The sequence below is a fragment of the Thalassovita gelatinovora genome, from assembly GCF_001458355.1.
GTDB classification, from domain to species: Bacteria; Pseudomonadota; Alphaproteobacteria; order Rhodobacterales; family Rhodobacteraceae; genus Thalassobius; species Thalassobius gelatinovorus.
The window spans coordinates 13,190-37,559 of sequence record NZ_CYSA01000005.1; the positions used below are offsets into that span (position 1 = coordinate 13,190).

Consider the following 24,370-nt stretch of genomic DNA (forward strand, 5'->3'; position numbering starts at 1 on the left):
GCAAGGGCGAACTGGATCAAATTATGACGATGCTATTCAAATGGCTGATGCGGCTGACAAGCGGGCTGATCGTGATCGCATTGCTGGTCCTGCTGGCGGTTTACTATCTGGCGTCGCGATCCTTGCCCGAATACAGCAAGGACCTGTCGGTTACGGGCCTGTCCGCCCCGGTCGAAATTGTCCGCGATCACGCCAATGTGCCGCATATTTTCGGGCAAAGCGATGCGGATGTGTTTTTCGCCCTCGGCTATGCCCATGCACAGGATCGGCTGTGGCAAATGGTGACGCTGCGCCGCACCGTGCAGGGCCGCCTGTCAGAAGTGTTCGGCCCCCGCACCTTGACCATCGACAAAACGATGCGACGTCTCGATCTTTACACGCTGGCACAGAAATCAGTGTCGGCACAGGACGCGCGCAGCCGAATGGCGCTTGATGCTTATGCCAACGGCGTCAATGCCCGGCTCGACGAAATCAACCGCGATGCGTTGGGGCGCGGTGCGCCTGAAATGTTCTTGTTCAATATGCCCGTCGCCCCTTGGCAACCCGCCGATTCCGTGGCGATGATCAAGCTGATGGCACTGCAATTGAGCGGCCATATGGATACCGAAGTGTTGCGCGCACGGGTGTCGCTGCTGCTCGACAATGCCGACCGGCTGTCTGATCTGCTGCCCGATGCGCCCGGCAGCGGCGTTGCCGCCTTGCCCCGCTATGCCAGCCTGTTCGATACGGCGCTGCCGAAATTCGCCGCAACCACCCCGTTACCAGAAAGCCCTTTGTCGCCCTTCCACCGGCGCGATTTCGCAGGCGCATCGAATGGTTGGGCAGCCGCCGCCAGCCGGTCAGCCGCTGGCGGGACACTGATCGCAAATGACCCGCATTTGAATTTCTCTGCCCCGGGCACCTGGTATCTGGCCCGGCTGCAACTGTCGCAGGGCGGTGTGATCGGCGCCACCATTCCCGGCATTCCCGCCATACTGACGGGCCGGTCCGGTGATCTGGGCTGGGGGATCACCGCGTCTTACCTCGACGATCAGGATGTTTTCATCGAAAAACTGAACCCGGACAATCCCGAAGAATACCTGACACCCGACGGTTACAAACCCTTCGTCACCCGCAAATCGATCATCGAAGTGGCCGATGCCAAACCGCTGACCCTGACCCTGCGCTGGACCGAAAACGGCCCCGTTCTGCCCGGCACGATGTTCGATCTGGGCACGATCACCCCCAAGGATCACGTGGCCACGCTGAGCTGGACCGCGCTCAGCCCGCAAGACAGCTCGATCAGTGCCGCAATCGGCCTGATGTATGCTCATTCCACGCAACAGGCGATCGAAACCGGCGCATTGATGATCGCGCCTTCGCTGAACCTGACCTTGGCGGATCACGATCAGATCGCTTTGAAAACGCTGGGCGCAATGCCGCGCCGCACGGCCCGCCACCAAAGCAAGGGCCGTCTGCCCTCGCCCGGCTGGATCGCGGAAAATCGCTGGCAGGGGCGGCATTCCTATGCTGCCAATCCTGAATTCGTCAATCCAATCGGCGGTATTGTCGGCAATACCAACAACAAGATCGTCGACCGACCGTTTCCCTTGCATATCTCCTATGACTGGGGCGACACCCAACGCATTCAGCGCTGGCAACGGCTGATGCAATCGCGTCAGGTCCATACCCGCGACAGCTTCATCGAAACCCAGCTCGACACGGTCAGCCCCGCTGCGCGCACCCTGCTACCGCTGATCGGGGCCGATCTGTGGTTCACCGGTCAGGCCGCCCCCGAAGGCACGGCGGAACGGCAACGACAACGGGCGCTTGCGCTGTTGGCCAATTGGAATGGCGAAATGAACGAACATCTGCCCGAACCGTTGATCTATGCGGCATGGGTCCGGGCATTGCAGGACCGCTTGATCCGCGATGATCTGGGACCACTGGCCGACAGTTTCAACCATGTCGAACCATTGTTCATCGAACGGGTGTTCCGCGATGTGAATGGGGCTGCCAAATGGTGTGACGTGATCCAAAGTGCGCCGACCGAAACCTGTACCGACATGGCACGGTTTGCGCTGGACGATGCGCTTTTGTGGATCGGTGAACGCTATGGCAGCGCCCTTGAAAGCCTGCGCTGGGGCGATGCGCATCAGGCCGCCCATGATCACCCGATCCTGGGCGAGGTGCCGGTTCTGAAAAGTTTCGTCAATATTCGCCAATCCACCAGCGGTGGCGACCAGACGTTGATGCGCGGCGTAAGTTCCGGCACCGGCGACACACCGTTTCAGAATGTGCATGGCGCAGGCTTCCGCGGGGTGTATGATTTTGCCGATCCCGACAGTTCGGTCTTCATCACCGCAACCGGCCAATCGGGCCATTTCCTGTCCAGCCATTACGACGATCTGGGCGAACTTTGGCGGCGCGGCGAATACATTCCGATGTCGCTTGATGAAAACCTTGCCCGCGCCGCCGCTGTGGGGATTACAAGGCTCAGCCCCAGATAGTCCCCGCAGACGCCATTGAACAGTCCTACCGATCTGTAGGTGAAACCCTGAAAGTGCCCACAGCGCCGCAGTTTGCCCAGATTGGAATTCTGCCTATGCTGATACTCCCGCCCCATGACAGGCCTTGTCACAGGTCGCGGAACCGCTTTTCCTGTCGCGCGGTCCAACGAACCGTCAGGTCGAACCCTGTTTCGGTCTGATTTTCCGTCTCGACGATGTCCTGATCAAACAGCCAGGCCCGCTTGCGCCCATCGGAAAACTTCAACGTAACCTCGCTCAGGTGGGTTTCGTTGGCCAGTTGATCGGTGATCGCCTGCATCAGTTCCGGGATGCCTTCGCCGGTGATCGCGGACAGAGTGAAGACCCTGTCTTCACGCGCCGCCCGCTGTTGCAACGCGCTGCGCTGATCCTCGGGCAACAGATCAATCTTGTTCCACAGTTCCAGCACCGGCACATCGGGATCGGTGCCAAGAGATTCCATGATCTCAAGCACGTTGCGGCATTGGTTTTCCGTTTCAGGATGTGAAATGTCGCGCACATGCAGTATCAGGTTGGCGCTCAGCACTTCCTCCAGCGTGGCGCGAAACGACGCGACCAGTTCGGTCGGAAGATCGCTGATGAAACCCACCGTGTCGGACAGGATCACCTCGGGGCCACCTTCGGGCAAGTCGACCCGCCGCATCGTTGGATCCAGCGTTGCGAACAGCATATCCTTGGCCATCACCTCGGCCCCGGTCAGCCGGTTGAACAGCGTTGATTTTCCCGCGTTGGTATAGCCCACCAGAGCAACCACAGGGAACGGCACCTTGGCCCGGGCAGACCGGTGCAGTTCTCGCGTTTTGACCACCTTGTCAAGCTGCCGACGCAGCCGCACCAATTGTTCATCAATGGCGCGCCGGTCGGCTTCGATCTGGGTTTCGCCGGGACCACCGACAAATCCCAAACCGCCGCGTTGACGTTCCAGGTGGGTCCAGGCCCGTACCAGCCGGGTGCGCTGATATTTCAGCGCCGCCATTTCGACTTGTAACACACCTTCACGCGTCCGCGCCCGGTCCGAAAAAATTTCCAGGATCAACCCGGTCCGGTCCAGCAGCTTGACGTCCCATTTCTTTTCCAGATTGCGCTGCTGCACCGGCGACACCGGGCCATCAATCAGTACCAGATCGACTTCGGCCGCTTGAATCCGCGCCTTCAGTTCTTCGATCTTGCCGGTTCCGAACAAAAGCCCCGGATGCGGTCGTTGCAGTCGCACGCTTTCTGCCCCGACCACTTCCAGATCGGGCAATGCCGCGGCCAGCGCAACAGCTTCCGCCAGCGCGTCAGGCGCAGGTCGGCGTTTCGCATCGGATTTCAGGTCGGGATGCAGAACCCAAGCGCGGGTCGCTTCCCGTTCATGCGTTTCCAATTAGCTCTCTTCACCATCGTAAAGGTTGATGGGTTGCGACGGCATAATAGTCGAAATCGCGTGTTTATAGACCAATTGAGATTGCCCGTCACGCCGCAGCAAGACACAGAAATTGTCAAACCAGGTGATAACACCCTGCAATTTGACACCGTTGATCAGGAATATCGTCACGGGAATCTTGGTCTTCCGCGTGTGATTCAAGAATGCGTCTTGCAAATTTTGCTTATCGGAAGCCATTCAAAGTTACCTTTGTTTTTTGTTTTTGGTGCCGCCGTCGGCGTCCCTTGTCAGCCGTCAATGATCACTATGTCGTGGCCTTTGACGAGTTTCCAGCCCAAAAACAGTCTGTTATCTATCTTTAACCCGACAAATGCCTATCGTCGCCACACATCGCTGCTGAGCAAAGCGATGATTGCAAGCATTTCCAGCCGTCCCAGAATCATGCCACCACAAAAAACAAGCTTGGCCGCCGGGGCCAGATCGGCCAGCACGATTTCGGTCTCTGGCGCGATTGAAATCAGCGGTCCGGTGGTGGAAAGCGCCGCCACCGCCAGCACGATCGCGTTTTCAAAGCTCGATCCGAAGCCTGCAAAAACCATTGCCAAGGCGGTCAGCGACAGCGCGAACAACATGAAGAAGATCCAGGCGATATAGGCCCCCTGTTTACGCACCCGCCGCGAATGGCCGACCGACCGGCCGACCGATGACGGATGCACCAGCCGTTCCATTTCCCGCAATCCATTGAGGTAAAGCGCCCAGACCCGCAGCAATTTGACACCGCCAGCAGTGGTGGCGACGCCGCCGCCGATCATCGCCAACCCCAGGAAAATCAAACCCGGCGTGTTGAGCCCCGACCAATCCCGCGCGGTTTCCCAATGAACGCTTTCAAACCCGGTCGTCGTCAAAAAGGACAAGGTGGTGAAAACCCCGCCCCACAGCGCCCGCAACGCCAGAACCAGATTGGATTCCTCCTCTGAAGAATAGGTCGCCAGCCAGTGGCGCAGGAACAGCAGCAGCGGAACCGCGACAACCAACATCAGGCCCAGCCGGAATTCCGGGTCTTGTCGAATGCTGCGCCGATTGGTGTTCAACGTGTCGGTGGAAAATGTCAGCCGCGACAGCGCAAACAGCATGAACAAACCCATCACCGCTTCCCCCGTGATGGCGGATGTGCCGTTCTGCACCCCGCCGATGGGGGAAATCCCGCTGGTCGCCATCACCGACATGGCATGACACAGCGCCACCAGCGCATGATCGCCGCTAACCACCAACATGATCCAAAGCGCCAGCGTCAAACCGGCATAAACCGGGAAAAGCTGCGCCGTCACCCGCAAAATACGACGCTGCGGGTCGGCGCGTTCAAAACGGCCATGCAGCAGATCACTTTGCCCCGGCGCCGCCGTCGCGGTCACTTCGAAACCGCCCAGGTTAAGTGGTGCCAGAATCGCCGCTGCCGAAACCCACATCAGCAGCCCCCCCATCCAGCCGACCAGCGCCCGCCACAGGTGCAGCGTCGGGCTAAGCCGTTCAGGGTCGAACAGTGTCGCCCCTGTCGTGGTCAGACTCGATACCATTTCGACATAGGCATTGAGATAGCTGGTGGTGCGCAACGCTTCATGAAATGGCAATGCAAGCATCAAGGGCAGCAGGCTGAACCCGGCAAACAGCGCCAGCAGATTACCCATCTCGCCCCGCCGCCGGGTCCGCGATGACATCGCCAGCCCCACCATCACCACCAACAGCAATCCCAATGTACCGGCGTAAAAGAAGCTGCGCGCTTCGAAATGGCTTCCCAGCAATCCCGCATGAATCGCGGGAAGGAACATCGAAAATGATCCGATTCCCATCAGCAGTAAAAACAGGGGCTGGCTGAGAATGCGCTCGGTCATCGGTCAGAAGAAATCGATCGAAACCTGAAGCAGGCGCTCGACCTCGGGCACGTCACTGGCCAAGGAAAACAATGCCACGACATCGCCTTCTTCGATCCGAGTGTCTGCACCGGGTTTGACCACCTTGCCATTTTTCAAAATTCCGCCCACCAACACGCCTTCAGGGAAAGCGATATCACGGATTTTCTGCCCCGCCAAAGGCGACGTCGATAACACCTCGGCCTCGATCATTTCGGCTTCGGCATCGCCTATCGAATAGACTTCCAGCACCTTACCGTGCCGGATATGGCGCAGGATCGAACTGACCGTGGTGGCGCGCGGATTGACGAACGCGTCGATCCCAAGCGGCGCCATCATCGGCACCAAGGTCGGATCGTTCACCAGCGCAATCGCCATCGGACAGCCTTCGGCCTTGGCGCGAACTGCGGCCAACATGTTTGTCTTGTCGTCATCGGTCACGCAAAGAACCGCATCGGCCTTATCTATATTCGCTTCGGCCAGCAGCGTTGCATCCAACCCATCACCATGCAGAACGATGGTTCTTTCCAGCGTATCGGCGGCTTTTTCGGCGATCTTTCGACTGCGTTCGATCACTTTGGCGCGAATCCGGTCGGTCTGTTCCTCCAGCGCCAGCGCAACCGACAAACCAACATTGCCGCCGCCGATGATCACGACGCGTTCCCGCTTCTTTGACACTTTTCCGAAAATTTCCATCGTACGCGGAATGTCTTCATTGACGACGAAGACATAACATTCATCGCCGACGAAAATCTGATCTTCGGGTTCGGGGGCAAACAACCGGCCTTCACGGCGTATCCCCACCACAATGGTGCGCAGGGTAGAAAACAGATCGCTCAGTTGTCGCAGCGGCGTGTTCACGACCGGGCATTCTTCCTTGATCGAAATGCCCAAAAGATGCGCCCGACCACCCAGAAATTTTTCCGTATCGAAGGCAGCAGGTGACGCGATCCGTTGCAGCGCCGCTTCGGCCACTTCGCGTTCCGGACTGATCACCACATCGATCGGCAAATGTTCGCGGCGGTAAAGGTCGGAATAGATCGCGGTCAGGTAACTTTGCGACCGCAGCCGGGCAATTTTGCGCGGAATCGAAAATACCGAATGCGCCACCTGGCAGGTCACCATATTGACTTCGTCCGAATAGGTGGCGGCGATGATCATGTCAGCGTCGCGCGCCCCGGCCTGTTCCAGAACATCCGGATAGCTGGCAAATCCCGCGATCCCCTGAACATCCAGCGTATCGGTGGCACGACGAACCAGTTCGGGATTGTTGTCGACAACGGTGACATCGTTTTTTTCGCCCGACAGGTGTCGCGCGATTTGCCAACCGACCTGTCCCGCCCCGCAGATAATGACTTTCATTGTCCCCGGTCCTCTGTTTTCAGAGGCATTGGATGGCACGCCCCCGAAGAATGGTCAATTGATTTGTCAATTTGTCCCGGCGGACGCACACTCATGCGGCTAACGGAGGTCACACATGACACGAATCGTCTTTTTCTCACTCGTCGCCGTGATGATGGCCGGCTGTGCGCCTCTCGGGCTTTATTACCAGGAAGGTGCCGCAGTGTCGCGGATGAACAGCGACGTGACCGATTGTCAGGTCAGCGCCCTGAACAAAGTGCCGGTGGTGCAGGAACTCCGCCACACACCGGTTCGGGTGGTCCCGATTCAGCAATGCGACGCCAAAGGTAAAAACTGCATCCGTGATTATGAAATCGTTGGCGGCGATCCCTATTCGGTCGATGTGAACAAGGACCTGCGCAAAAAAGTCGAAGCCCAGTGCATGGCCGGCAAAGGCTATCAATGGGTTGAATTGCCCGCCTGTTCGTCCTCTGTCGCCTCGGCCGCCCCGAAACAGGCAACCCGGGTTCTGCCTGCACTGTCGGATAAATCCTGCGCCATCAATCGCGGCGACGGCCATTGGCAGATCGTGACCCCCGGTTAGTCACCGCGCCGACTGGACCCCAATACGGCTTCTTGCGCCCCTTTGGGGCTTTATTGTCGTGAAGGTGTCTCTGTCACCCGCTACCAGCGCAATCCAGAATCCAATATTTCTGGGCCTTAACGATCCTACGCCCTTCGGTGATCGCTTCATCGCCGCGGTGGAATTCCAGAACCGTAATCCTGGAAAGGTCAGCATTCAGCAACGCATGCGGCGGCTCTCCTGCCAGGCGGGCGCGACGGATCTGTTCGGTCATCACATCGATGGCCGTCGATACCACCTCGGTATAGCCGGGCGGGCGGTCGCTGTCGGTGTCGGGCAGCAGTGCATTGCTCAGCCAGTCCGGCAGATCGCGCAGCTGGTGTTTCAGCGCCCTCGACGGTCGGTTCCACAACTTGCCATGCAGTTTGGCGTTGGGGTTGACTGCAACGATGACCTCGGCCCCCATTGCGCGGGCGGTCGACACCGGCACCGGGTTGGTCAGCCCGCCATCCAGCATCCAGTGCCCGTCGACTCGGTGCGGGCTGAACACCCCCGGAATAGAGACCGAGGCGCGCACCGCGTCCTTCAACCTGCCTTCGCGCAGCCAGATCTCGCGCCCGGTTTCCATGTCGGTAGCCACGGCAGTGAAAGGGATGTTCAAATCCTCGATCCGTTCGGGCAAGTCCAGTTCGTCCATCAGGGTCATGATTTCGCTGCCCGCGACGATGCCGCCGCTTCCGAGGCGGAAATCGACCAGTCCGACGATCCGCGCGGGCGTCAGATTGCGGACCCATGTCTCCAGCGCGTCAAGCCTGCCACCGGCATAGGCCGCGCCGACGAGCGCCCCCATGGAACAGCCAGCGATCAGTTCGGGATGCACACCGATGTCGTGCAATTCGCGGATCACACCTATATGGCACCAGCCACGTGCGCCGCCCGATCCCAATGCCAATCCAGTCTTTTGCATCGCCCCTACTCTGCCGCGACCTTGCCGCCCGGCAGCATGTCTTTCAGATAATGGCCGGTATGGCTTCGCGCTTCTCCGGCCACCTGTTCCGGTGTGCCCACGGCGACGATTTCACCACCGCCATCCCCGCCTTCAGGACCGATATCGATGATCCAGTCGGCGGTCTTGATCACATCAAGATTGTGTTCAATCACCACCACCGTATTGCCCTGATCGACCAATTCATGCAGGACTTCCAACAACTTGCGCACGTCTTCGAAATGCAACCCGGTGGTCGGTTCGTCAAGAATATACAAGGTCCGGCCGGTTGATCGCCGCGCCAGTTCCTTCGACAACTTGACCCGTTGTGCTTCGCCCCCCGACAGGGTCGTCGCCTGCTGACCGACCTTGATGTAACCAAGCCCGACCCGCATCAATGCATCCATCTTTTCCCGGATCGACGGCACAGCCTGGAAAAAGGACTGCGCATCTTCCACTGTCATATCAAGTACATCGGCGATGCTCTTGCCCTTGAACTTGATCTCCAGCGTTTCGCGGTTGTAGCGCGCGCCCTGACAGGTTTCACAGGTCACATAGACGTCAGGCAGGAAATGCATTTCGATCTTGATCAGACCGTCGCCCTGACAGGCTTCACAGCGCCCACCTTTCACGTTGAAGCTGAACCGCCCCGGTTTATAGCCGCGTGCCTTGGCCTCGGGCAGACCGGCGAACCAGTCGCGGATCGGGGTGAACGCCCCGGTATAAGTGGCCGGGTTCGACCGTGGTGTTCTTCCAATCGCGCGCTGGTCGATATCGATCACCTTGTCGAGATGCTCCAACCCCTTGATCGTTTCGCAAGGCGCCGGTGTCTGCCGCGCCCCGTTCAACCGCATCGAGGCGGTCTTGAACAGGGTTTCGATGGTCAGGGTGGACTTGCCCCCCCCCGACACGCCGGTGACGCAGACGAATTTGCCCAGCGGAAAGTCAGCAGTCACATCGCGCAGATTGTTGCCGCTGGCCTTGACCACGGTCAGGGTCTTGCCATTGCCGTCACGCCGTTCGACCGGGACGCTGATTTCGCGTGTCCCGCTCAGATACTGTCCGGTCAGACTGACCGGGTCGTTGGCGATTTCTTCGGGCGTGCCTTGCGCCACGATGTGCCCCCCATGCACCCCGGCGCCGGGTCCGATATCGAAAACGTAATCGGCTTCTCTGATCGCTTCTTCGTCATGTTCGACCACGATCACCGTATTTCCCTGGTCGCGCAGGTTCTTCAGCGTGCCAAGCAGCCGGTCATTGTCGCGCTGGTGCAACCCGATGGAAGGTTCGTCGAGCACATAGAGAACCCCGGTCAAGCCGCTGCCGATCTGGCTGGCCAATCGGATTCGTTGACTTTCGCCCCCCGACAAGGTGCCGCTGTTGCGGCTCAGCGTCAGGTATTGCAGACCGACATTGTTCAGGAACCCCAACCGTTCGCGGATTTCCTTCAGAATGGCGCGGGCGATTTCGTTTTTCTGAGCGGTCAGATGATCGGGAATGATCGTACACCAATCATAGGCTTCGCGGATCGACATCTGCACCACCTGACCGACATGCAGAAGCTTGTCGGGCCCGCCATTGGCGGGACCGATCTTGACCGCCAGCGCCTCTTGCCGCAGCCGGTAACCGCCGCAGGCGCCACAAGGGCGGTTGTTCTGGTAGCGTTCAAATTCTTCCCGCACCCAGTTGGAATCGGTTTCGCGGTAACGTCGCTCCATGTTCGGAATTACGCCTTCGAAAACGCGTTTGACCTGATACACCCGCCCACCTTCGTCATAGCGGAACTGGATTTCCTCGTCTCCCGAGCCGCGCAAGAATACTTGTTGAACCTTCTTTGGCAGGTCCTTCCAGCGGGTGTTGGTGTCGAAATCGTAATGCTTGGCTATGGCTTCGATGGTTTGCAGGAAATAGGGTGATTTCCCCTTGCGCCACGGGGCCAAGGCGCCGTCATAAACCTTCAGGTTCTGATCCGGCACCACGAGGCGTTCGTCGAAAAACAGCTCCATACCCAACCCGTCACAGTCCGGGCAAGCTCCGAACGGCGCGTTGAACGAAAACAGCCGCGGTTCAATTTCGGGAATGGTGAAGCCGCTGGTCGGACAGGCAAATTTTTCGCTGAAGGTGATCCGTTCGGGATCGCCTTCTTTTGGCGCGGTTTCCAAAACGGCGATACCGTCGGCCAGATCCAAAGCGGTCCTAACACTATCTGCCAGCCGGGTTTCCAGACCTTCGCGCACCACGATCCGGTCCACCACCACGTCGATGTCGTGGCGATATTTCTTATCCAGCGTCGGCGGAGTGTCGAGTTCGTGGAATTCCCCGTCCACCTTGACCCGTTGAAATCCTTGCTTCCGAAGCTCCAAAAATTCCTTTTTATATTCGCCCTTGCGGTCGCGCACGATCGGGGCCAGCAGATAGGCGCGGGTGCCCTCCTCCATCGCCATGACACGGTCGACCATGTCCTGCACCTGCTGCGCCTCGATCGGCAATCCGGTGGCCGGGCTGTAGGGCGTGCCGACCCGGGCGAACAACAACCGCATGTAATCGTAAATTTCCGTCACAGTGCCGACGGTGGAGCGGGGGTTTTTCGACGTGGTCTTCTGTTCGATGGAAATCGCCGGGCTCAAGCCGCTGATATGATCCACATCTGGTTTTTCCATCATGTCGAGGAATTGTCGCGCATAGGCTGACAGGCTTTCGACATAGCGCCGCTGCCCTTCGGCATAGATCGTGTCGAACGCCAGCGAAGATTTACCGGACCCAGAAAGCCCGGTAATCACCACCAGTTGATCGCGCGGAATATCCACATCGATATTTTTCAGATTGTGTTCGCGTGCGCCGCGTACTTCGATTTTCTTCAGCTCAGCCATTTCAGCCCCCGGTGTGCCCGGTCAAGAGATAGTTGAGCGTGACTGAGTCTCCAACACAAAAGTGCGAACATAACATGAACATACCGAAATCAATCTCCATGCGCTCTGGGGCAATGCGCTAAAAACCGTGCCAATACGGCCTGTATGCCCAAAAACAGAACAGTTTCGATCTTCGGACATGTTTGCAGGTGCAGCATCATTGCATTCCATTGTTTGAATGTTATATTCAGGCCAACGCCGCGCCAACGGCTGGACAAACTCGCAAGAAAGGGAACAGATGTTCTTTCAAAGAAAACAGACGCCTCGGGGCATGTCCGCATCTGAAGCGGTAGCCCAAGCGGCCAACGGGTCCATCACCGTTATTGATGTGCGTGAACATGGCGAACTGGCCGGATCAGGCAAAGCACAGGGTGCGATCCATATTCCCTTGATGCGATTGCGCGACATGGCCGATCCGCGCCATCCCGATTTCGTGATCGACCTGAAAGAATGTGGCACAATCGCCGTTTACTGCGCCTCGGGTGCCCGGTCACATAACGCGGAAATGCTGCTGCGTCAGATGGGGTATGACGATGTACATAACATCGGCGGGTTGGCCCATTGGGTGCAGGCCGGTGGCGCGGTTGAACGCGTCTGATAGTCCGGCACGAAATCAAAAACGGCGCGGAATTTTCCGCGCCGTTTCTCTTTGAGCAGGCTCTGCCGACCCCTTACATGTGAATGACCCGGTCAAAGGCATCCAGCACGCTTTCATGCATCATTTCGCTGAGCGTGGGATGCGGGAACACCGTGTTCATCAGATCTTCTTCGGTGGTTTCCAACTGACGGCCCACCACATAGCCTTGGATCAGTTCGGTCACTTCAGCCCCCACCATATGTGCGCCCAGCAATTCGCCGGTCTTGGCGTCAAACACCGTCTTGATCATCCCTTCGGCTTCGCCAAGGGCAATCGCCTTGCCATTGCCGATGAACGGAAAACGCCCGACCTTGATGTCGTATCCCAATTCCTTGGCCTTCGCTTCGGTATAGCCGACCGAAGCCACCTGCGGATGGCAATAGGTGCAGCCCGCGATGCTTTCGGGTTTGACCGGATGGGCGTGTTTGCCCGCGATCAGTTCGGCCACCATCACGCCTTCATGGCTGGCCTTGTGCGCCAACCACGGGGCCCCGGCGATATCGCCGATGGCATAAATCCCCTCGACACCGGTGCGGCAGAATTCATCCGTTACAACATGGGTACGGTCGATTTTGACCCCTAGGGTTTCCAAACCCAATCCTTCGACATTGCCAACGATGCCAACGGCCGAAATCACCGTGTCGAAATCTTCGGTAATCGTCTTGCCACCGACCTCGATATGAGCGGTCACCTTGCCCTGCCCCCGGTCAAGCTTCTTGACCATGGCTTTTTCCATGATCTTCATGCCTTGCTTGACGAATTGTTTTTTAGCGAAAGCGCTGATTTCCGCATCTTCCACCGGCAGCACCCGGTCCATCACCTCGACCACCGTCGTGTCAGACCCCAAAGTATTGTAGAAGCTGGCAAATTCGATCCCGATCGCCCCCGATCCGATGACCAGCAGTTTTTTCGGCATCCTTACCGGCTGCAACGCATGCCTATAAGTCCAGACCAGATCACCATCGGCTTCCAGCCCCGGCAATTCACGCGCCCGCGCGCCGGTGGCAAGGATGATGGTCTTGGCGCTCAGGTCCTCGCCCCCTGCATCGGTCTTGACGCTGACCTTGCCCTTGGCTGGAATGGTGGCGCTGCCCATGAAAACGGTGATCTTGTTTTTCTTCAGTAAACCTTTGACGCCCGCCGACAGCTGTTTCGCCACCCCGCGCGACCGTTTCACCACCGCGTCGAGGTCATAACCGATATTGTCGGCCTTCAACCCGAATTCCTTGGCTCGATGCATCAGGTGGAACACTTCCGACGACCGCAGCAGCGCCTTGGTCGGGATGCAGCCCCAATTCAGGCAGATCCCGCCCAGATGTTCGCGTTCCACCACCGCGACGTTCAATCCCAGCTGTGCCGCCCGGATCGCGGCCACATATCCACCGGGACCAGCCCCGATAACGACAACATCAAATGCTTTGGATGACATCAGCCCCTCCGTTTCAGAAATTAGTTTGATATTAAACTAATTTGAAATCCACATCAATGCAGACAAAAACATCCCGCCACATCATATCGCGCGGCGGGATCAAGGCATTGAAATGCCTAAAACTTAATCTCAGGAAACAGAACTGGAATCAGCTATTTTGCAATTCCCGCACCTTATTTCCGTATCCACCAGAGGCCAGAAATTCGCTTTCAGTCACCGTATCGTGCCGGTGCAAAGCCTGATTCCTGTAGGGAAAACGACCGAATTCCCGGATCACTTCGCGGTGGGCCTTGGCATGGACCAGATTTCCAGCCCCGGAGTCGGGCATCCGTGCGCACATCAGCCGGACACAGCGTTCCTGATCGCACAGGTTTTCCGAATGCATCAGCGGCATATAGAAAAACTGCCGCGCCGGTTCATCGATCTTCAGATCCCAACCGTGATCGATGGCGTTTTTCGCGGCCGCCAAGGCGGCGCTGTCGCTGGCAAAAGCCTCGGCGCTGCCACGGAACATATTGCGCGGAAACTGATCCATCAGGATGGTATAGGCCAACGCCCCGGACGGGTATGTCAACCACAGCGCATAAGTGCCATCACAGGCGGCACGCCATGCCTGTCCAAAACGTTCCCGTATGGTGTCGTCAATATTCTGATCGACAGCATACCACCCTGCCGGACCGACTTCGTCCAACCAATATGACAAAATTTCTTCTGCTCTTACCATTGGCTGCCTCCTGAATGGCCTTTGGTATCTATCTTACATGAAAATGTTACATTCAGATTCTTAGGAATGAACAGTAAAAAATTGCAACAAGACCGTAGTATTAGCTCTCATTGCCCGTTTCCTCATCTTCGTTAGCGCTGTCAAAGGCATATTCCCGCGCAAACTCCACCGCGACCGGCGTCGAGGACGGCATCACCGGGGTATAAGCAGTGGTATCTTCGCTGGGAATCGAAGGCCGTTGCGTCATCCTATAACCGGTATAGACCGACGTCGCGAACAATAGCACCGCGATCAAAGCGAAATACCCTTGCGGTCCGACCGCGGACATCATCCAACCGGTGATCAGCGGTCCGGCAATCGCCCCCACGCCATTGATAAAGATCATCCCCCCCGATGCCGCAGCCATGTCTTCGACATTCAGAAAATCGTTGGTATAGGCAATGAGCAGCGAATAGAGCGGGTTCGACGCCCCGCCGATCACGAAAGCGGAAATCAGCAGCAGGGTAAAGTTCCCACCCAGCAGCAGGCCCAGTATCCCCCCGGCCCCACCGATCGCCGCCACCACCATGATCAGCATACGGCGGTCCATCCGGTCGGACATCCATCCCAACGGATATTGCAGCAAAACCGCACCGATATAAAACGTCGCCACGAAGGTGGAAATTTGCACAAGGCTCAGCCCGACTTCGGCCCCGTAAACCGCAGCCATCCCGAATTGCGCCGCAAACACCCCGCCCAGCAGGAACATGCCGACACAGCCCAAAGGGGAAACATTCAGCAATTCGCGCAGGCTCATCGGTTTGGTGGAGTCAAAAGCGGGGGTCGGATTGACCGACAGAAGGATCGGCGCAAACGAAATCGAAACCAAAACCGACGGGATCACGAACAGAACAAATCCCGACGGATCGGCGGTCAGCAACAATCCCTGCGCCGCAACGATGCCGATCATCTGTACGATCATGTAAAGCGACAGCGCCTTGCCACGGTTTTCATTGGTTGCGGCATTGTTCAGCCAGCTTTCTGCGGTGACATAAACGCCGGAAAAGCAAAAACCGATCAGAATCCGCCCGGCGGTCCAAACCCATGGATCGGCAAAGGTCGGGTAAAGAATCAGAACGGCGGAAATCAGCGAACCAAGCGCCGCGAAAACCCGCACATGCCCCACCCGCCGGATCATTTCCGGTGCCATCCGTGATCCCCCGAGGAAGCCGACGAAATAGGCCGACATCACGACCGACATCTGGAAGGTCGAGAACCCTTCAATCTGTCCGCGCACCCCTAAAAGAGTCCCCTGAAGGCCGTTGCCGACCATCAACAGCATCAATCCCAAAAACAGGGGCCACGCACTGGACAGAATTTGTAACATTTGAACCTCGCTTCAAAGCAGAACCGCTGCATACGTTGTTTACCGCGCCAGACTGGTCGCTGAAAACGACATCCGCGTGTCAGTTTACGCCAAACTTCAATCTCTGTTCGGCGGGACAAGCAATGACGCATCCCCATAAGAAAAGAACCGATATCTTTCGCGCACCGCATGGTCGTAAATCTGCTTGATCCGGTCATGCCCGATCAAGGCGGAAACCAGCATCATCAATGTCGATTTCGGCAGGTGGAAATTGGTCATCAACGCGTCGGCCACATGAAATTCGAAACCGGGATAGATGAAGATATCGGTTTCGCCGCACCAAGCCTCGATATGCCCGCCGCGCGCCGCGCTTTCGATCAGCCGCAGCGCGGTAGTGCCGACCGGGATCACCCGCCCGCCTGCCGCTTTGGTCGCGGCGATCTCGGCGGCGGCGGCTTCGGATACTTCACCCCATTCGGCATGCATCTTGTGACTGGTCACGTCTTCGACCTTGACCGGCAGAAACGTCCCCGCCCCCACATGCAGCGTCACATGGGTGGTCTCGACCCCTTTGGCGCGGATCGCCGCCAGCAGATTTTCATCGAAATGCAACGATGCCGTGGGCGCGGCCACCGCACCGGGATGTCGGGCGAAAACGGTCTGATAATCTTGTTTGTCCTGTTCATCAGAAGCGCGTTTCGCCGCGATATAGGGCGGCAGCGGCATCATTCCGGCGGCGGTCAGCGCGGCATCGAAATCATCGCCCGCAAGGTTGAACCGCAACAGGCCCTGACCGTCCTCTTTGGCCTCCAGTCGGGCCGACAGCGCAGCAGAGAAGTGGATATCTTCGCCCTCGCGCACCTTCTTCAACGGCTTGAGCAGCGCCGCCCATGTGCCATCGGCGCGCGGTTCCAGTAACGTCACCTCGATCCGGGCGCGGGTTTCCCCCTCTGCCCCCTGCCGGCGCCGTTCCCCCGACAACCGTGCCGGGATCACCTTGGTATCGTTCAACACCAAACGATCCCCGGGGCGCAGCCAATCGGGCAGATCATAGACATGGGCATCGCTGATGCGATCCCCCTCCGACACCAGAAGCCGCGCCGACGGGCGCGGTTTGGCGGGCCGCGTCGCGATCAGATGATCCGGCAGTTCGAAATCAAAATCACTCAGTTTCATTGGCTGACCTCGGGGGCTGGGCGGCGGAATATCTCGCGGAACATCCCGGGTGTAAAGATCGACAGCGGATTGACCTGAACCTTGGGGTTGGCGGGATTGCCGCTCAGCCCGTAATTGAACCCGATCAACCCCTCGCCCTTGCGGGTCAGGATCGACCCGATGGCGTTGATCGCATAGATCGGTGACAAAACGCCCTGAAAATCCATCTGATTGCTGGCGAAATCATAAATCCCGTCCATCGACAACCCCATCGATGCCCCCACAGCGCTGCTGCGGCGCAGGATCAACTGGTCCGGGGTCAGCCGGAACCGGGCCTCGACCTCGCCGAACAGGATACCGGTGCCGCTCATCTGTTCCAACAGGCCGACCACGCTGATCGTATTCAGAAGCTCAGCCAGAGCTGGGGCTTCGCGGATGCGGATATTGCTGATATCCAAAGCGCCGTCATATTGGCCGGGTTGGGCCGCAGGGTTCAGCGTCAAATGGAATTTACCATTGTGACCTGTCTTCATCAGCCCCGCCGCCGCAACAACGGCTCCTGCATCGTCGGAATTAATTTCTATCCCACTGCGCCCCGAGACCGGGATCACCTTGCCCGATACCGGCGCTTTGCCATTCACCAGCCCGGTAAACACCCCGGAAAACCCATTTCCGGTGGTGAAATCGCCCCGAAATTGCGTCAGCGCGATGGATTTGGTGATCTGCACCCGGTCCAGAGCCGCGCTGATCGGGCTGCTGCCTGTTGATCCACCGCCATTGGCCACAGTATCCGGCCGCTTGGCCAGATCGACCCAACCGCCTGCGATCTGAACAGCCGGTGCCTGCCCCTTGCCGCGACCGATCAGCGTGACCGGCGCGTTCAGCCAATTGCCCGCTACGACCGAACTGAACCGCATCTGGTTCAGGCTGCCATCCTGTTTCAGCGACAATGCCCCTGCGGTGCGCAGCCCTGGGCCGGTCAGTGCCAGACGATCCACGACCGGTGGCGAAGACAACCGCCCGCTTGCTTCGAACAAACCCGTCGTATTCTGTGCCAATGCCCAACCGATTTCAGGCAGGCGCAACCCGATCCCCCGCAGATCACTGGACAGGCTGAACCGTGGCGGCTGATCCTTTTGCAAAGCGATCTCAAACACACCGTCACCACGCCCCGAAAGGCTGCCAGGTGGCAAAGCGATGGAAAATTCGTCCAAGAACGCGTTCGAGAGATCGGCCACGCCATAGACGCGGGATTTACCTTTGTCCTCTGGGCGCAGATCGTCTTCGAAAACCGCGTCGAAGCCGATCTGGCCGATCTGGCCGCGGCCGGAAATCGTCAGCATTTCATTGGTCGCTTTCAGATCGAGATGCCCCGCCCGCAAGACCCGCTGCGGCACCAGCGTGTCGCTACTGACATTGCTCAGGTCTGCGGCGATATCGAAACTGACCTCCTCCGGCAGCAGCTTTTTCTTCAACATAAGATCAAGCGTACCGCGCGCCTTGGCCCGTCCGTCAGCCAGATCGGCGGTACGACCGGCCTTGGTCATCAGATTGAGCGGTTCGCGGTCCAGCAGCGACAACGCCGCAGTGACCGTGCTGTCCGTGGACAAATTGACATGGGCCGGCGTCGGTTTTTCCGTGGTGTCGGGGATCACGATGGAACTGCCCGATATATCGATCCGCCCTCCCAGATCGGCCTGAATCACACCGTGATCTGCGGCGGCGGTGAAGGTCTTGCCGTTGATTTCGGCATGGCCCGACGCGTTCTTGATCGGTGGCATATGGCGGGAAAATTGGACCTCTGCTTCGTCATATTCGAAACCGGCATAGATATCATGAGGCTGGCCGGGCTGTTTGCGATAGGCCAGCTGGCCGCGCGTCAGGGTCACTTGATGGATATTTTCCTCGATCCATGTCCGGGTCTTGGTCTTCAACTTTTCCGGCCAAAGCGCCAACACCACGTCTGAATCCAGATGTTCCGCTTGCGCTGCCACCGACAATCGCCATCCTTCCGGCTCTGCCGCGGCTTCGCCGCTGACCACAACGATCTGTCCTTGTTCTTCCAGCGTTAACTCCCCCATCGTCATCACGAAAGGGTCCAGCGCCATGCGGAAACTCATCCGGGCCGCATCCAGCGTCAGCGGCACCTGCAACAGATCCTCGGGATTGGCGGTCAGGCCGGTCAGGGTGAATTGGCCCAGCAATTCCTGCGGCAGACCGGTTTCCATCCCGCCCAGGATCGCCTTGCCTTCGGCCCGCGCCGTGATCCATTCACTGCTGACCGACACTTCGTCAAAAACCAGCGTCTGATCGGTCGGGGAATAGGTGAAATAAGTCCGGGCCGAAGTGAACGGGATTGGTTTGGTTTGATCGGTCGGTTGGATTACCCCGTCCGCGATTTGCAACGTGCCGCTGATGTCACCGAACCCGGTTTCGTCCACCGATCCACGCAAAGCGCCGGAAATCGGGGCCCGCACCACGTCGAGCCAGGCAACAGCCGCACTTTGCACCGCGATGTCCTGCGCCGCCATGTCTTCGAAGATCATGCCGAACTGCGCCGCCGCAGACCCGATCAGGCTTTCGAAATTCAGCTCCACCGTGGTGGCGTAATCATAGCCCGCCAACAACGCCAGATCGCCACCAATGCGCAGATCGTCATCGTCCCGGGTCAGCCGCAACCTGCCGCCGTCGATGGTCCAGGCCCGGCCCGACCGCAAATCTTCATAGCGCACGATCATCGCATCGGCATCGACGCGGGACAGATTGGCGAATTGTTCCGATAGCAACAACCGATCAAGCCCGGCAACCAGTTCCTGAATGCTGGCGGATTGTTCGACCTGCGGCAAAGACGTCCCGAAGGACAGGTCGAACGATCCATCCTTGCGCCGGGTAACATTGATCTCTGCCCCCGACAGGCTGATCCGTCCCAGTTGCGCCTTGCCTTTCAACAGCGGCGCCAGCGCCAGGCCGGTTTCCAGATCCGACATCGTCAGGATCACCGGCCCGTCGGACTGCGAAATCTCTACATCGCGCAACTGAACCCGCGGGCGGCCGGTGTCGGTCAGCAGAACGCTCAACGCTCCGAATGTCACATCCATATCCGGCAACATCTGGCCCAGCCGGGTTTCGATTCGCTGTTGCAGCCATTCGGGGGCCCGGATCGGTCGTCCGATCGCAGAATAGACCAGCCACACAGCAAGCGCCAAAACGGCCAAAATCCCGCCGCCAACCCAAAGCGCTGCCCGGGCTTTGCGGCTCAGCCGCTTGCTTTGCTGTCCTTCTGGCTTGGGGGACATGCCCCGGTCTCCTGCTGCTCTGCCTGACGGTCTGTGACTCTTTATTCTTGCGTCCGCAACGCTATACCTAACCGGGACCAGAATCCACTCGATGAGGAAGTGCCGTGACAGATATCCAAGCCGCCCCCGATTTCACCTTGCCGCAAGATGGCGGTACAGCCGTCACATTGTCGGCGCTGCGCCCGGCCCCGGTGGTGCTGTTTTTCTACCCGCGCGACAATACCTCGGGCTGCACCAAAGAAGCCAAGGCTTTCACCGCGCTTTATCCGCAATTCGAAGCCGCCGGGGCCCATGTCTTCGGGATTTCCAAGGATGATATCGCGGCACATGAAAAATTCCGATTGAAACAGGAACTGGGCATTCCGTTACTCTCCGATGCCGAAGACACGACCTGCGAAGACTATGACGTGTGGAAAGAAAAATCCATGTACGGCAAAAAGTTCTGGGGCATCGTCCGGTCCACCTTCCTGATCGATGCCAACGGCAATATCGCCCGCGAATGGCGCAAGGTCAAAGTCGACGGCCATGCCGAAGACGTCTTAGACGCGGTCAAAGCCCTGTGACTCAGACCCTGACCGAAATGGCGGTGGAGGTTCTGACCACCGCCGATGGCCGCGAAAAAACCGCTCTGTCTCATAAACATGCCGCCACATGGTTCGCTGCGCGCAAGGCTGGTGAAACCTTGCCGGTCGGCACCGCCACCCCGCCGCTGCAACCGGCGCGACCGGACAAACCGGAATTGCTGGACCCGCGCGACGTACCACGCCGCCGCCCCGGCAGCCCGGCAGGCCGGATCGCAATCCTGCACGCGGTGGCGCATATCGAATTGAACGCCGTTGATCTGCATTGGGACATCATCGCCCGTTTCGGCCATGTTCCGATGCCGATCGGGTTTTATGACGATTGGGTGAAATCGGCGGACGAGGAATCCAAGCATTACAATCTGATCTGTGATTGCCTTGAAAAGATGGGCAGCCATTACGGGGCCCTGCCCGCCCATGCCGGCATGTGGCGCGCCGCCGAAGACACCGCCGAGGATCTGATGGGTCGGCTGGCGGTGGTGCCGATGGTGTTGGAAGCGCGCGGCTTGGACGTCACACCGGGCATGATCACGATTTTCGAAAAAGCCAAGGAAACCGATACGGTCGAGGCTCTGAAACTGATCTATGCCGAAGAAGTCGGCCACGTCGCCTATGGATCGAAATGGTTCCATTTCCTGTGCGGGCGTCACGATCTGGACCCCAAGGATGTGTTTCACGATCTGGTCCGCACCTATTTCCATGGCTTCCTGAAACCGCCCTTCAACGAAGAAAAACGTGCAGAGGCAGGTCTGCCGCCCGATTTCTATTGGCCTCTGGCTGACCAAACGCCGCCGAATGGCCGCTAACCCCTTCCTGAATCGGCAAGATTTCGCCAGTTCGGCGGTTTTTCACCGCCCGCTCCACCCCTGACCGTTAAAATTGTTGCTCTGTGGTCACGCTCTGGTAAACAAACGCTGCAGTAAATACGCCACCAGAGCGTATCGCTGCGATTGGGGACGGAAAACATAAAGGACGGACGCGTGAGAACACGTCTTACGGCACGTATCGACGCTATTTTGGAACCATGGTTTCCTGAACGGCGACTTTTCCTGAGATCGGATAGCGAAACGCGGTTCATACGCCTGCGTCCGTCAACTCAGGTTCTCGCCTTCGCTGGCAGTGCGGCCATTGTGGCGTGGGCAATTGTCGCGACCGCTGTGTTGCTGATGGACAGTATCGGATCGGGCAATTTCCGCGAACAGGCCCGCCGCGATCAACACACATATGAAAACCGCCTGAACCTGTTGGCCAGCGAACGTGACACCCGGTCCGAAGAAGCCTTGGCATCGCAGGCTCGGTTCAATCTGGCCCTGAACCAGATTTCAGACATGCAGACCGAACTGCTGGCCTCGGAAACCGCGCGGCGCGAATTAGAAACCGGGATCGAGGTGATCCAGACCAATCTGCGCAAAACGATGAAGCAACGCGATGCGGTGCGCAAGGAACTGGACACGCTGCAACAAGCAGCCACCCAAACCACCCCGTCTGATACTCTCGCCGATGCCGGTGAAAACGTCAGTGAAACCGTTGATTTCCTAGTCTCGGCCCTGTCTGATACCGCCTCCGAGCGTGACAAGATCCTCGCCGATGCGCAACAGGCCCTGACCGAAGCGGACGATCTCGCTTTCCAGATCAAGCTGATGCGCGACCAAAACGATGTGATTTTCCGCCAACTCGAAGACGCCATGACCGTTTCGGTCAAGCCGCTGGATAAAATGTTCCGCTCTGCCGGGTTGAACACCGACAGCCTGATCGATCAGGTCCGTCGCAGCTATTCCGGCCAAGGCGGCCCGCTGACACCACTGTCTTTCTCGACCAGCGGCGAAGAACCCAGCATGGACACGTCGCGCGCCAATCGCATTCTGAATCAGTTGGATGCGCTTAATCTCTACCGGATCGCCGCAACCAAAGCGCCCTTCGCCAAACCGGTGCATGCCGCCGTGCGTTATACCAGCGGCTTTGGGTATCGCCGCGATCCCAAGACCGGCGGCCGCCGCCTGCACAAGGGGTCGGATTTCGCCGGGCCGGTCGGCACAGCGATCTTTTCGACCGCCGATGGCGTGGTGACACATGCAGGCTGGCTCAGCGGCTATGGTCGGCTTATCAAGATACAGCATGAGTTCGGAATCGAAACCCGATACGCTCATCTGTCAAAAATTCGCGTGAAGGTCGGTCAAAGGGTCTCGCGCGGGGACCGTATCGGTGATATGGGAAACTCCGGACGTTCCACTGGCACCCATTTGCATTATGAGGTGCGCGTCGGCGGCAAGGCCGTCAATCCGATGATCTATATCAAGGCTGCAAACGATGTTTTCTAAAAGCAAAATCAACGAACCCGGCCCCAAGGCCGCAGACGCTGCAAAACCCGCAGCCCCTGAAACCCCTGCCGCACCGAAAAGCGACTTCAAAGCGCCCGCGCCCAAGGCCAAACCGCCCGCGTCGGTTTTGTCCTCGGATTTGCATGTCACCGGCAACATGAAAACCACCGGCGATATTCAGGTCGAAGGCACCGTCGAAGGTGACATTCGCGCCCATCTGCTGACCATCGGCGAAACCGCCACCATCAAGGGTGAAATCGTCGCCGATGACGTGGTGATCAATGGCCGTATCGTCGGTCGTGTGCGTGGTTTGAAAGTGCGCCTGACCTCGACCGCCCGGGTCGAAGGCGACATCATCCATAAAACCATCGCGATCGAATCCGGTGCCCATTTCGAAGGCTCGGTGCAGCGCCAGGACGATCCGCTGACCGGCGGCAAAGGCGGCGCCGCGAAACCTGCCGCTGCGGCACCGGCCGCAGCACCCAAAGCCGAAGGCTGAACAATCGCCTAGGACCGGAATTGGAAAAGCGCCCTGCGGGGCGCTTTTTTACAGGCATCAGATCAAAACGTTCTGATCAATTCCCTCAAGCGTCCAGTTCCGCATCCCAATACAGAAAATCCAGCCAGCTATCATGCAAATGGTTCGGCGGAAACTTCCGCCCCATATTGCGCAGTTCCTCCGACGTCGGGCGGCGCGGTGGTTTGCGAAGATGCATGCCGGTCCGGTGCAGGCTTTTCGACCCTTTTTTCAGATTGCAGGGCGAACAGGCCGCCACCACGTTTTCCCAACTGGTAATCCCGCCGCTGGCGCGTGGCACCACGTGATCAAAGGTCAGATCGCCCCTGCCACCGCAATACTGGCAACAAAATTCGTCCCTCAAGAATAAATTAAAGCGCGTGAAGGCCACGCGCTTTTGGGGTTTGACATAATCTTTCAGAACCACGACCGACGGTATCTTGATCCTTGTACTGGGGCTTCGCACCTCGAAATCATATTCGGCGACAATATTGACCCGGTCCAGCCAAACCGCCTTGATCGCCTCCTGCCAGGGCCAAAGCGACAGCGGATAATAGGACAAGGGCCGGTAATCCGCATTCAAAACAAGCGCAGGGTGATGCTTCAGCACCCCCTTTTCCCTCACAAAATCGTGCCTGAAATCTCCGTCCATTAGGTTCAAAATCTCCCGACCCTGTCTGCCCCATTGTGACACCAAGGCGGGACACCCCGCCCCAACTCAAATATAACTATATATCGTGTAGCCAATC

General features: G+C 58.3%; 19 protein-coding genes. 7 read left to right on the forward strand and 12 right to left on the reverse strand.

What is annotated here, in order from left to right; all coding sequences use genetic code 11:
- The first annotated feature begins 23 nt into the window (after window positions 1-23).
- Window positions 24-2,489 (forward strand): penicillin acylase family protein, encoded by a 2,466-nt coding sequence (locus tag TG4357_RS01825; RefSeq protein ID WP_058261289.1) that lies wholly within the window; start codon window positions 24-26, stop codon window positions 2,487-2,489.
- A gap of 127 nt (window positions 2,490-2,616) precedes the next feature.
- Here the strand turns inward: TG4357_RS01825 and hflX are convergent, their stop codons facing one another.
- From hflX to trkA, 4 genes are all read right to left on the reverse strand, one after another.
- The gene (gene hflX, locus TG4357_RS01830; RefSeq protein ID WP_058261174.1) at window positions 2,617-3,894 is read right to left on the reverse strand and encodes a GTPase HflX; all 1,278 of its coding nucleotides are present in this window, start codon (window positions 3,892-3,894) and stop codon (window positions 2,617-2,619) included.
- Entirely contained in the window at window positions 3,895-4,131 is a 237-nt protein-coding gene (hfq, locus tag TG4357_RS01835) for an RNA chaperone Hfq (RefSeq protein ID WP_058261175.1), read from the reverse strand.
- Window positions 4,132-4,268: 137 nt separating this feature from the next.
- Window positions 4,269-5,783, reverse strand: a complete 1,515-nt coding sequence (locus tag TG4357_RS01840; RefSeq protein ID WP_058261176.1) for a TrkH family potassium uptake protein — start codon at window positions 5,781-5,783, stop codon at window positions 4,269-4,271.
- 3 nt (window positions 5,784-5,786) lie between these two features.
- A complete protein-coding gene (gene trkA, locus TG4357_RS01845; protein ID WP_058261177.1) occupies window positions 5,787-7,163 on the reverse strand; it encodes a Trk system potassium transporter TrkA in 1,377 nt (458 codons plus the stop codon).
- A gap of 115 nt (window positions 7,164-7,278) precedes the next feature.
- Between trkA and TG4357_RS01850 the strand changes: the two genes are divergently transcribed.
- Window positions 7,279-7,746 carry a hypothetical protein gene (locus tag TG4357_RS01850; RefSeq protein WP_058261178.1) on the forward strand — a complete coding sequence of 156 codons (468 nt, stop codon included), beginning with the start codon at window positions 7,279-7,281 and terminating at the stop codon, window positions 7,744-7,746.
- A gap of 73 nt (window positions 7,747-7,819) precedes the next feature.
- Here the strand turns inward: TG4357_RS01850 and TG4357_RS01855 are convergent, their stop codons facing one another.
- A complete protein-coding gene (locus TG4357_RS01855) occupies window positions 7,820-8,692 on the reverse strand; it encodes a patatin-like phospholipase family protein (protein ID WP_058261179.1) in 873 nt (290 codons plus the stop codon).
- 5 nt (window positions 8,693-8,697) lie between these two features.
- The gene (gene uvrA / locus TG4357_RS01860; RefSeq protein ID WP_058261180.1) at window positions 8,698-11,580 is read right to left on the reverse strand and encodes an excinuclease ABC subunit UvrA; all 2,883 of its coding nucleotides are present in this window, start codon (window positions 11,578-11,580) and stop codon (window positions 8,698-8,700) included.
- Window positions 11,581-11,890: 310 nt separating this feature from the next.
- Here uvrA and TG4357_RS01865 point away from each other — a divergent pair, with 310 nt between their 5' ends.
- Complete coding sequence (locus TG4357_RS01865; RefSeq protein WP_233487409.1) at window positions 11,891-12,217, forward strand: rhodanese-like domain-containing protein; 327 nt, start codon at window positions 11,891-11,893, stop codon at window positions 12,215-12,217.
- 73 nt (window positions 12,218-12,290) lie between these two features.
- Here the strand turns inward: TG4357_RS01865 and lpdA are convergent, their stop codons facing one another.
- The 5 genes from lpdA to TG4357_RS01890 all read right to left on the reverse strand — a co-directional run bounded on the left by lpdA (window position 12,291) and on the right by TG4357_RS01890 (window position 20,205).
- Window positions 12,291-13,685, reverse strand: a complete 1,395-nt coding sequence (lpdA, locus tag TG4357_RS01870) for a dihydrolipoyl dehydrogenase (protein WP_058261182.1) — start codon at window positions 13,683-13,685, stop codon at window positions 12,291-12,293.
- Between the two features lie 148 nt (window positions 13,686-13,833).
- The gene (locus TG4357_RS01875) at window positions 13,834-14,409 is read right to left on the reverse strand and encodes a DUF924 family protein (RefSeq protein WP_058261183.1); all 576 of its coding nucleotides are present in this window, start codon (window positions 14,407-14,409) and stop codon (window positions 13,834-13,836) included.
- 100 nt (window positions 14,410-14,509) lie between these two features.
- Entirely contained in the window at window positions 14,510-15,775 is a 1,266-nt protein-coding gene (locus TG4357_RS01880; protein ID WP_058261184.1) for an MFS transporter, read from the reverse strand.
- Between the two features lie 96 nt (window positions 15,776-15,871).
- Entirely contained in the window at window positions 15,872-16,930 is a 1,059-nt protein-coding gene (gene queA, locus TG4357_RS01885; protein WP_058261185.1) for a tRNA preQ1(34) S-adenosylmethionine ribosyltransferase-isomerase QueA, read from the reverse strand.
- Entirely contained in the window at window positions 16,927-20,205 is a 3,279-nt protein-coding gene (locus TG4357_RS01890; RefSeq protein WP_058261186.1) for a YhdP family protein, read from the reverse strand. Before TG4357_RS01890 ends, queA begins: the two co-directional genes overlap by 4 nt.
- A 104-nt stretch (window positions 20,206-20,309) precedes the next feature.
- Here TG4357_RS01890 and TG4357_RS01895 point away from each other — a divergent pair, with 104 nt between their 5' ends.
- The 4 genes from TG4357_RS01895 to TG4357_RS01910 all read left to right on the forward strand — a co-directional run bounded on the left by TG4357_RS01895 (window position 20,310) and on the right by TG4357_RS01910 (window position 23,603).
- Window positions 20,310-20,768, forward strand: coding sequence for a peroxiredoxin (locus TG4357_RS01895; RefSeq protein WP_058261187.1), 459 nt, complete (start codon window positions 20,310-20,312; stop codon window positions 20,766-20,768).
- A gap of 17 nt (window positions 20,769-20,785) precedes the next feature.
- Window positions 20,786-21,592, forward strand: a complete 807-nt coding sequence (locus TG4357_RS01900; RefSeq protein ID WP_058261290.1) for a ferritin-like domain-containing protein — start codon at window positions 20,786-20,788, stop codon at window positions 21,590-21,592.
- Between the two features lie 174 nt (window positions 21,593-21,766).
- Entirely contained in the window at window positions 21,767-23,104 is a 1,338-nt protein-coding gene (locus TG4357_RS01905; RefSeq protein WP_058261188.1) for a M23 family metallopeptidase, read from the forward strand.
- The gene (locus TG4357_RS01910) at window positions 23,094-23,603 is read left to right on the forward strand and encodes a bactofilin family protein (protein ID WP_058261189.1); all 510 of its coding nucleotides are present in this window, start codon (window positions 23,094-23,096) and stop codon (window positions 23,601-23,603) included. The genes TG4357_RS01905 and TG4357_RS01910 overlap by 11 nt, the downstream gene beginning before the upstream one ends.
- 85 nt (window positions 23,604-23,688) lie before the next feature.
- On the opposite strand, the gene TG4357_RS01915 is transcribed toward TG4357_RS01910, so the two are convergent.
- Entirely contained in the window at window positions 23,689-24,273 is a 585-nt protein-coding gene (locus TG4357_RS01915) for an HNH endonuclease (RefSeq protein WP_058261190.1), read from the reverse strand.
- Between the last annotated feature and the right edge of the window lie 97 nt (window positions 24,274-24,370).

What these genes read in the sequence shown, in the direction of transcription:
- TG4357_RS01825 (WP_058261289.1), top strand. Translation starts at nt 24, where the DNA reads ATGACGATGCTATTCAAATGGCTGATGCGGCTGACAAGCGGGCTGATC.
- hfq (WP_058261175.1), bottom strand. Translation starts at nt 4,131, where the DNA reads ATGGCTTCCGATAAGCAAAATTTGCAAGACGCATTCTTGAATCACACG.
- TG4357_RS01840 (WP_058261176.1), bottom strand. Translation starts at nt 5,783, where the DNA reads ATGACCGAGCGCATTCTCAGCCAGCCCCTGTTTTTACTGCTGATGGGA.
- trkA (WP_058261177.1), bottom strand. Translation starts at nt 7,163, where the DNA reads ATGAAAGTCATTATCTGCGGGGCGGGACAGGTCGGTTGGCAAATCGCG.
- TG4357_RS01850 (WP_058261178.1), top strand. Translation starts at nt 7,279, where the DNA reads ATGACACGAATCGTCTTTTTCTCACTCGTCGCCGTGATGATGGCCGGC.
- TG4357_RS01855 (WP_058261179.1), bottom strand. Translation starts at nt 8,692, where the DNA reads ATGCAAAAGACTGGATTGGCATTGGGATCGGGCGGCGCACGTGGCTGG.
- uvrA (WP_058261180.1), bottom strand. Translation starts at nt 11,580, where the DNA reads ATGGCTGAGCTGAAGAAAATCGAAGTACGCGGCGCACGCGAACACAAT.
- TG4357_RS01865 (WP_233487409.1), top strand. Translation starts at nt 11,891, where the DNA reads ATGTCCGCATCTGAAGCGGTAGCCCAAGCGGCCAACGGGTCCATCACC.
- lpdA (WP_058261182.1), bottom strand. Translation starts at nt 13,685, where the DNA reads ATGTCATCCAAAGCATTTGATGTTGTCGTTATCGGGGCTGGTCCCGGT.
- TG4357_RS01875 (WP_058261183.1), bottom strand. Translation starts at nt 14,409, where the DNA reads ATGGTAAGAGCAGAAGAAATTTTGTCATATTGGTTGGACGAAGTCGGT.
- TG4357_RS01880 (WP_058261184.1), bottom strand. Translation starts at nt 15,775, where the DNA reads ATGTTACAAATTCTGTCCAGTGCGTGGCCCCTGTTTTTGGGATTGATG.
- queA (WP_058261185.1), bottom strand. Translation starts at nt 16,930, where the DNA reads ATGAAACTGAGTGATTTTGATTTCGAACTGCCGGATCATCTGATCGCG.
- TG4357_RS01890 (WP_058261186.1), bottom strand. Translation starts at nt 20,205, where the DNA reads ATGTCCCCCAAGCCAGAAGGACAGCAAAGCAAGCGGCTGAGCCGCAAA.
- TG4357_RS01900 (WP_058261290.1), top strand. Translation starts at nt 20,786, where the DNA reads ATGGCGGTGGAGGTTCTGACCACCGCCGATGGCCGCGAAAAAACCGCT.
- TG4357_RS01910 (WP_058261189.1), top strand. Translation starts at nt 23,094, where the DNA reads ATGTTTTCTAAAAGCAAAATCAACGAACCCGGCCCCAAGGCCGCAGAC.
- TG4357_RS01915 (WP_058261190.1), bottom strand. Translation starts at nt 24,273, where the DNA reads ATGGACGGAGATTTCAGGCACGATTTTGTGAGGGAAAAGGGGGTGCTG.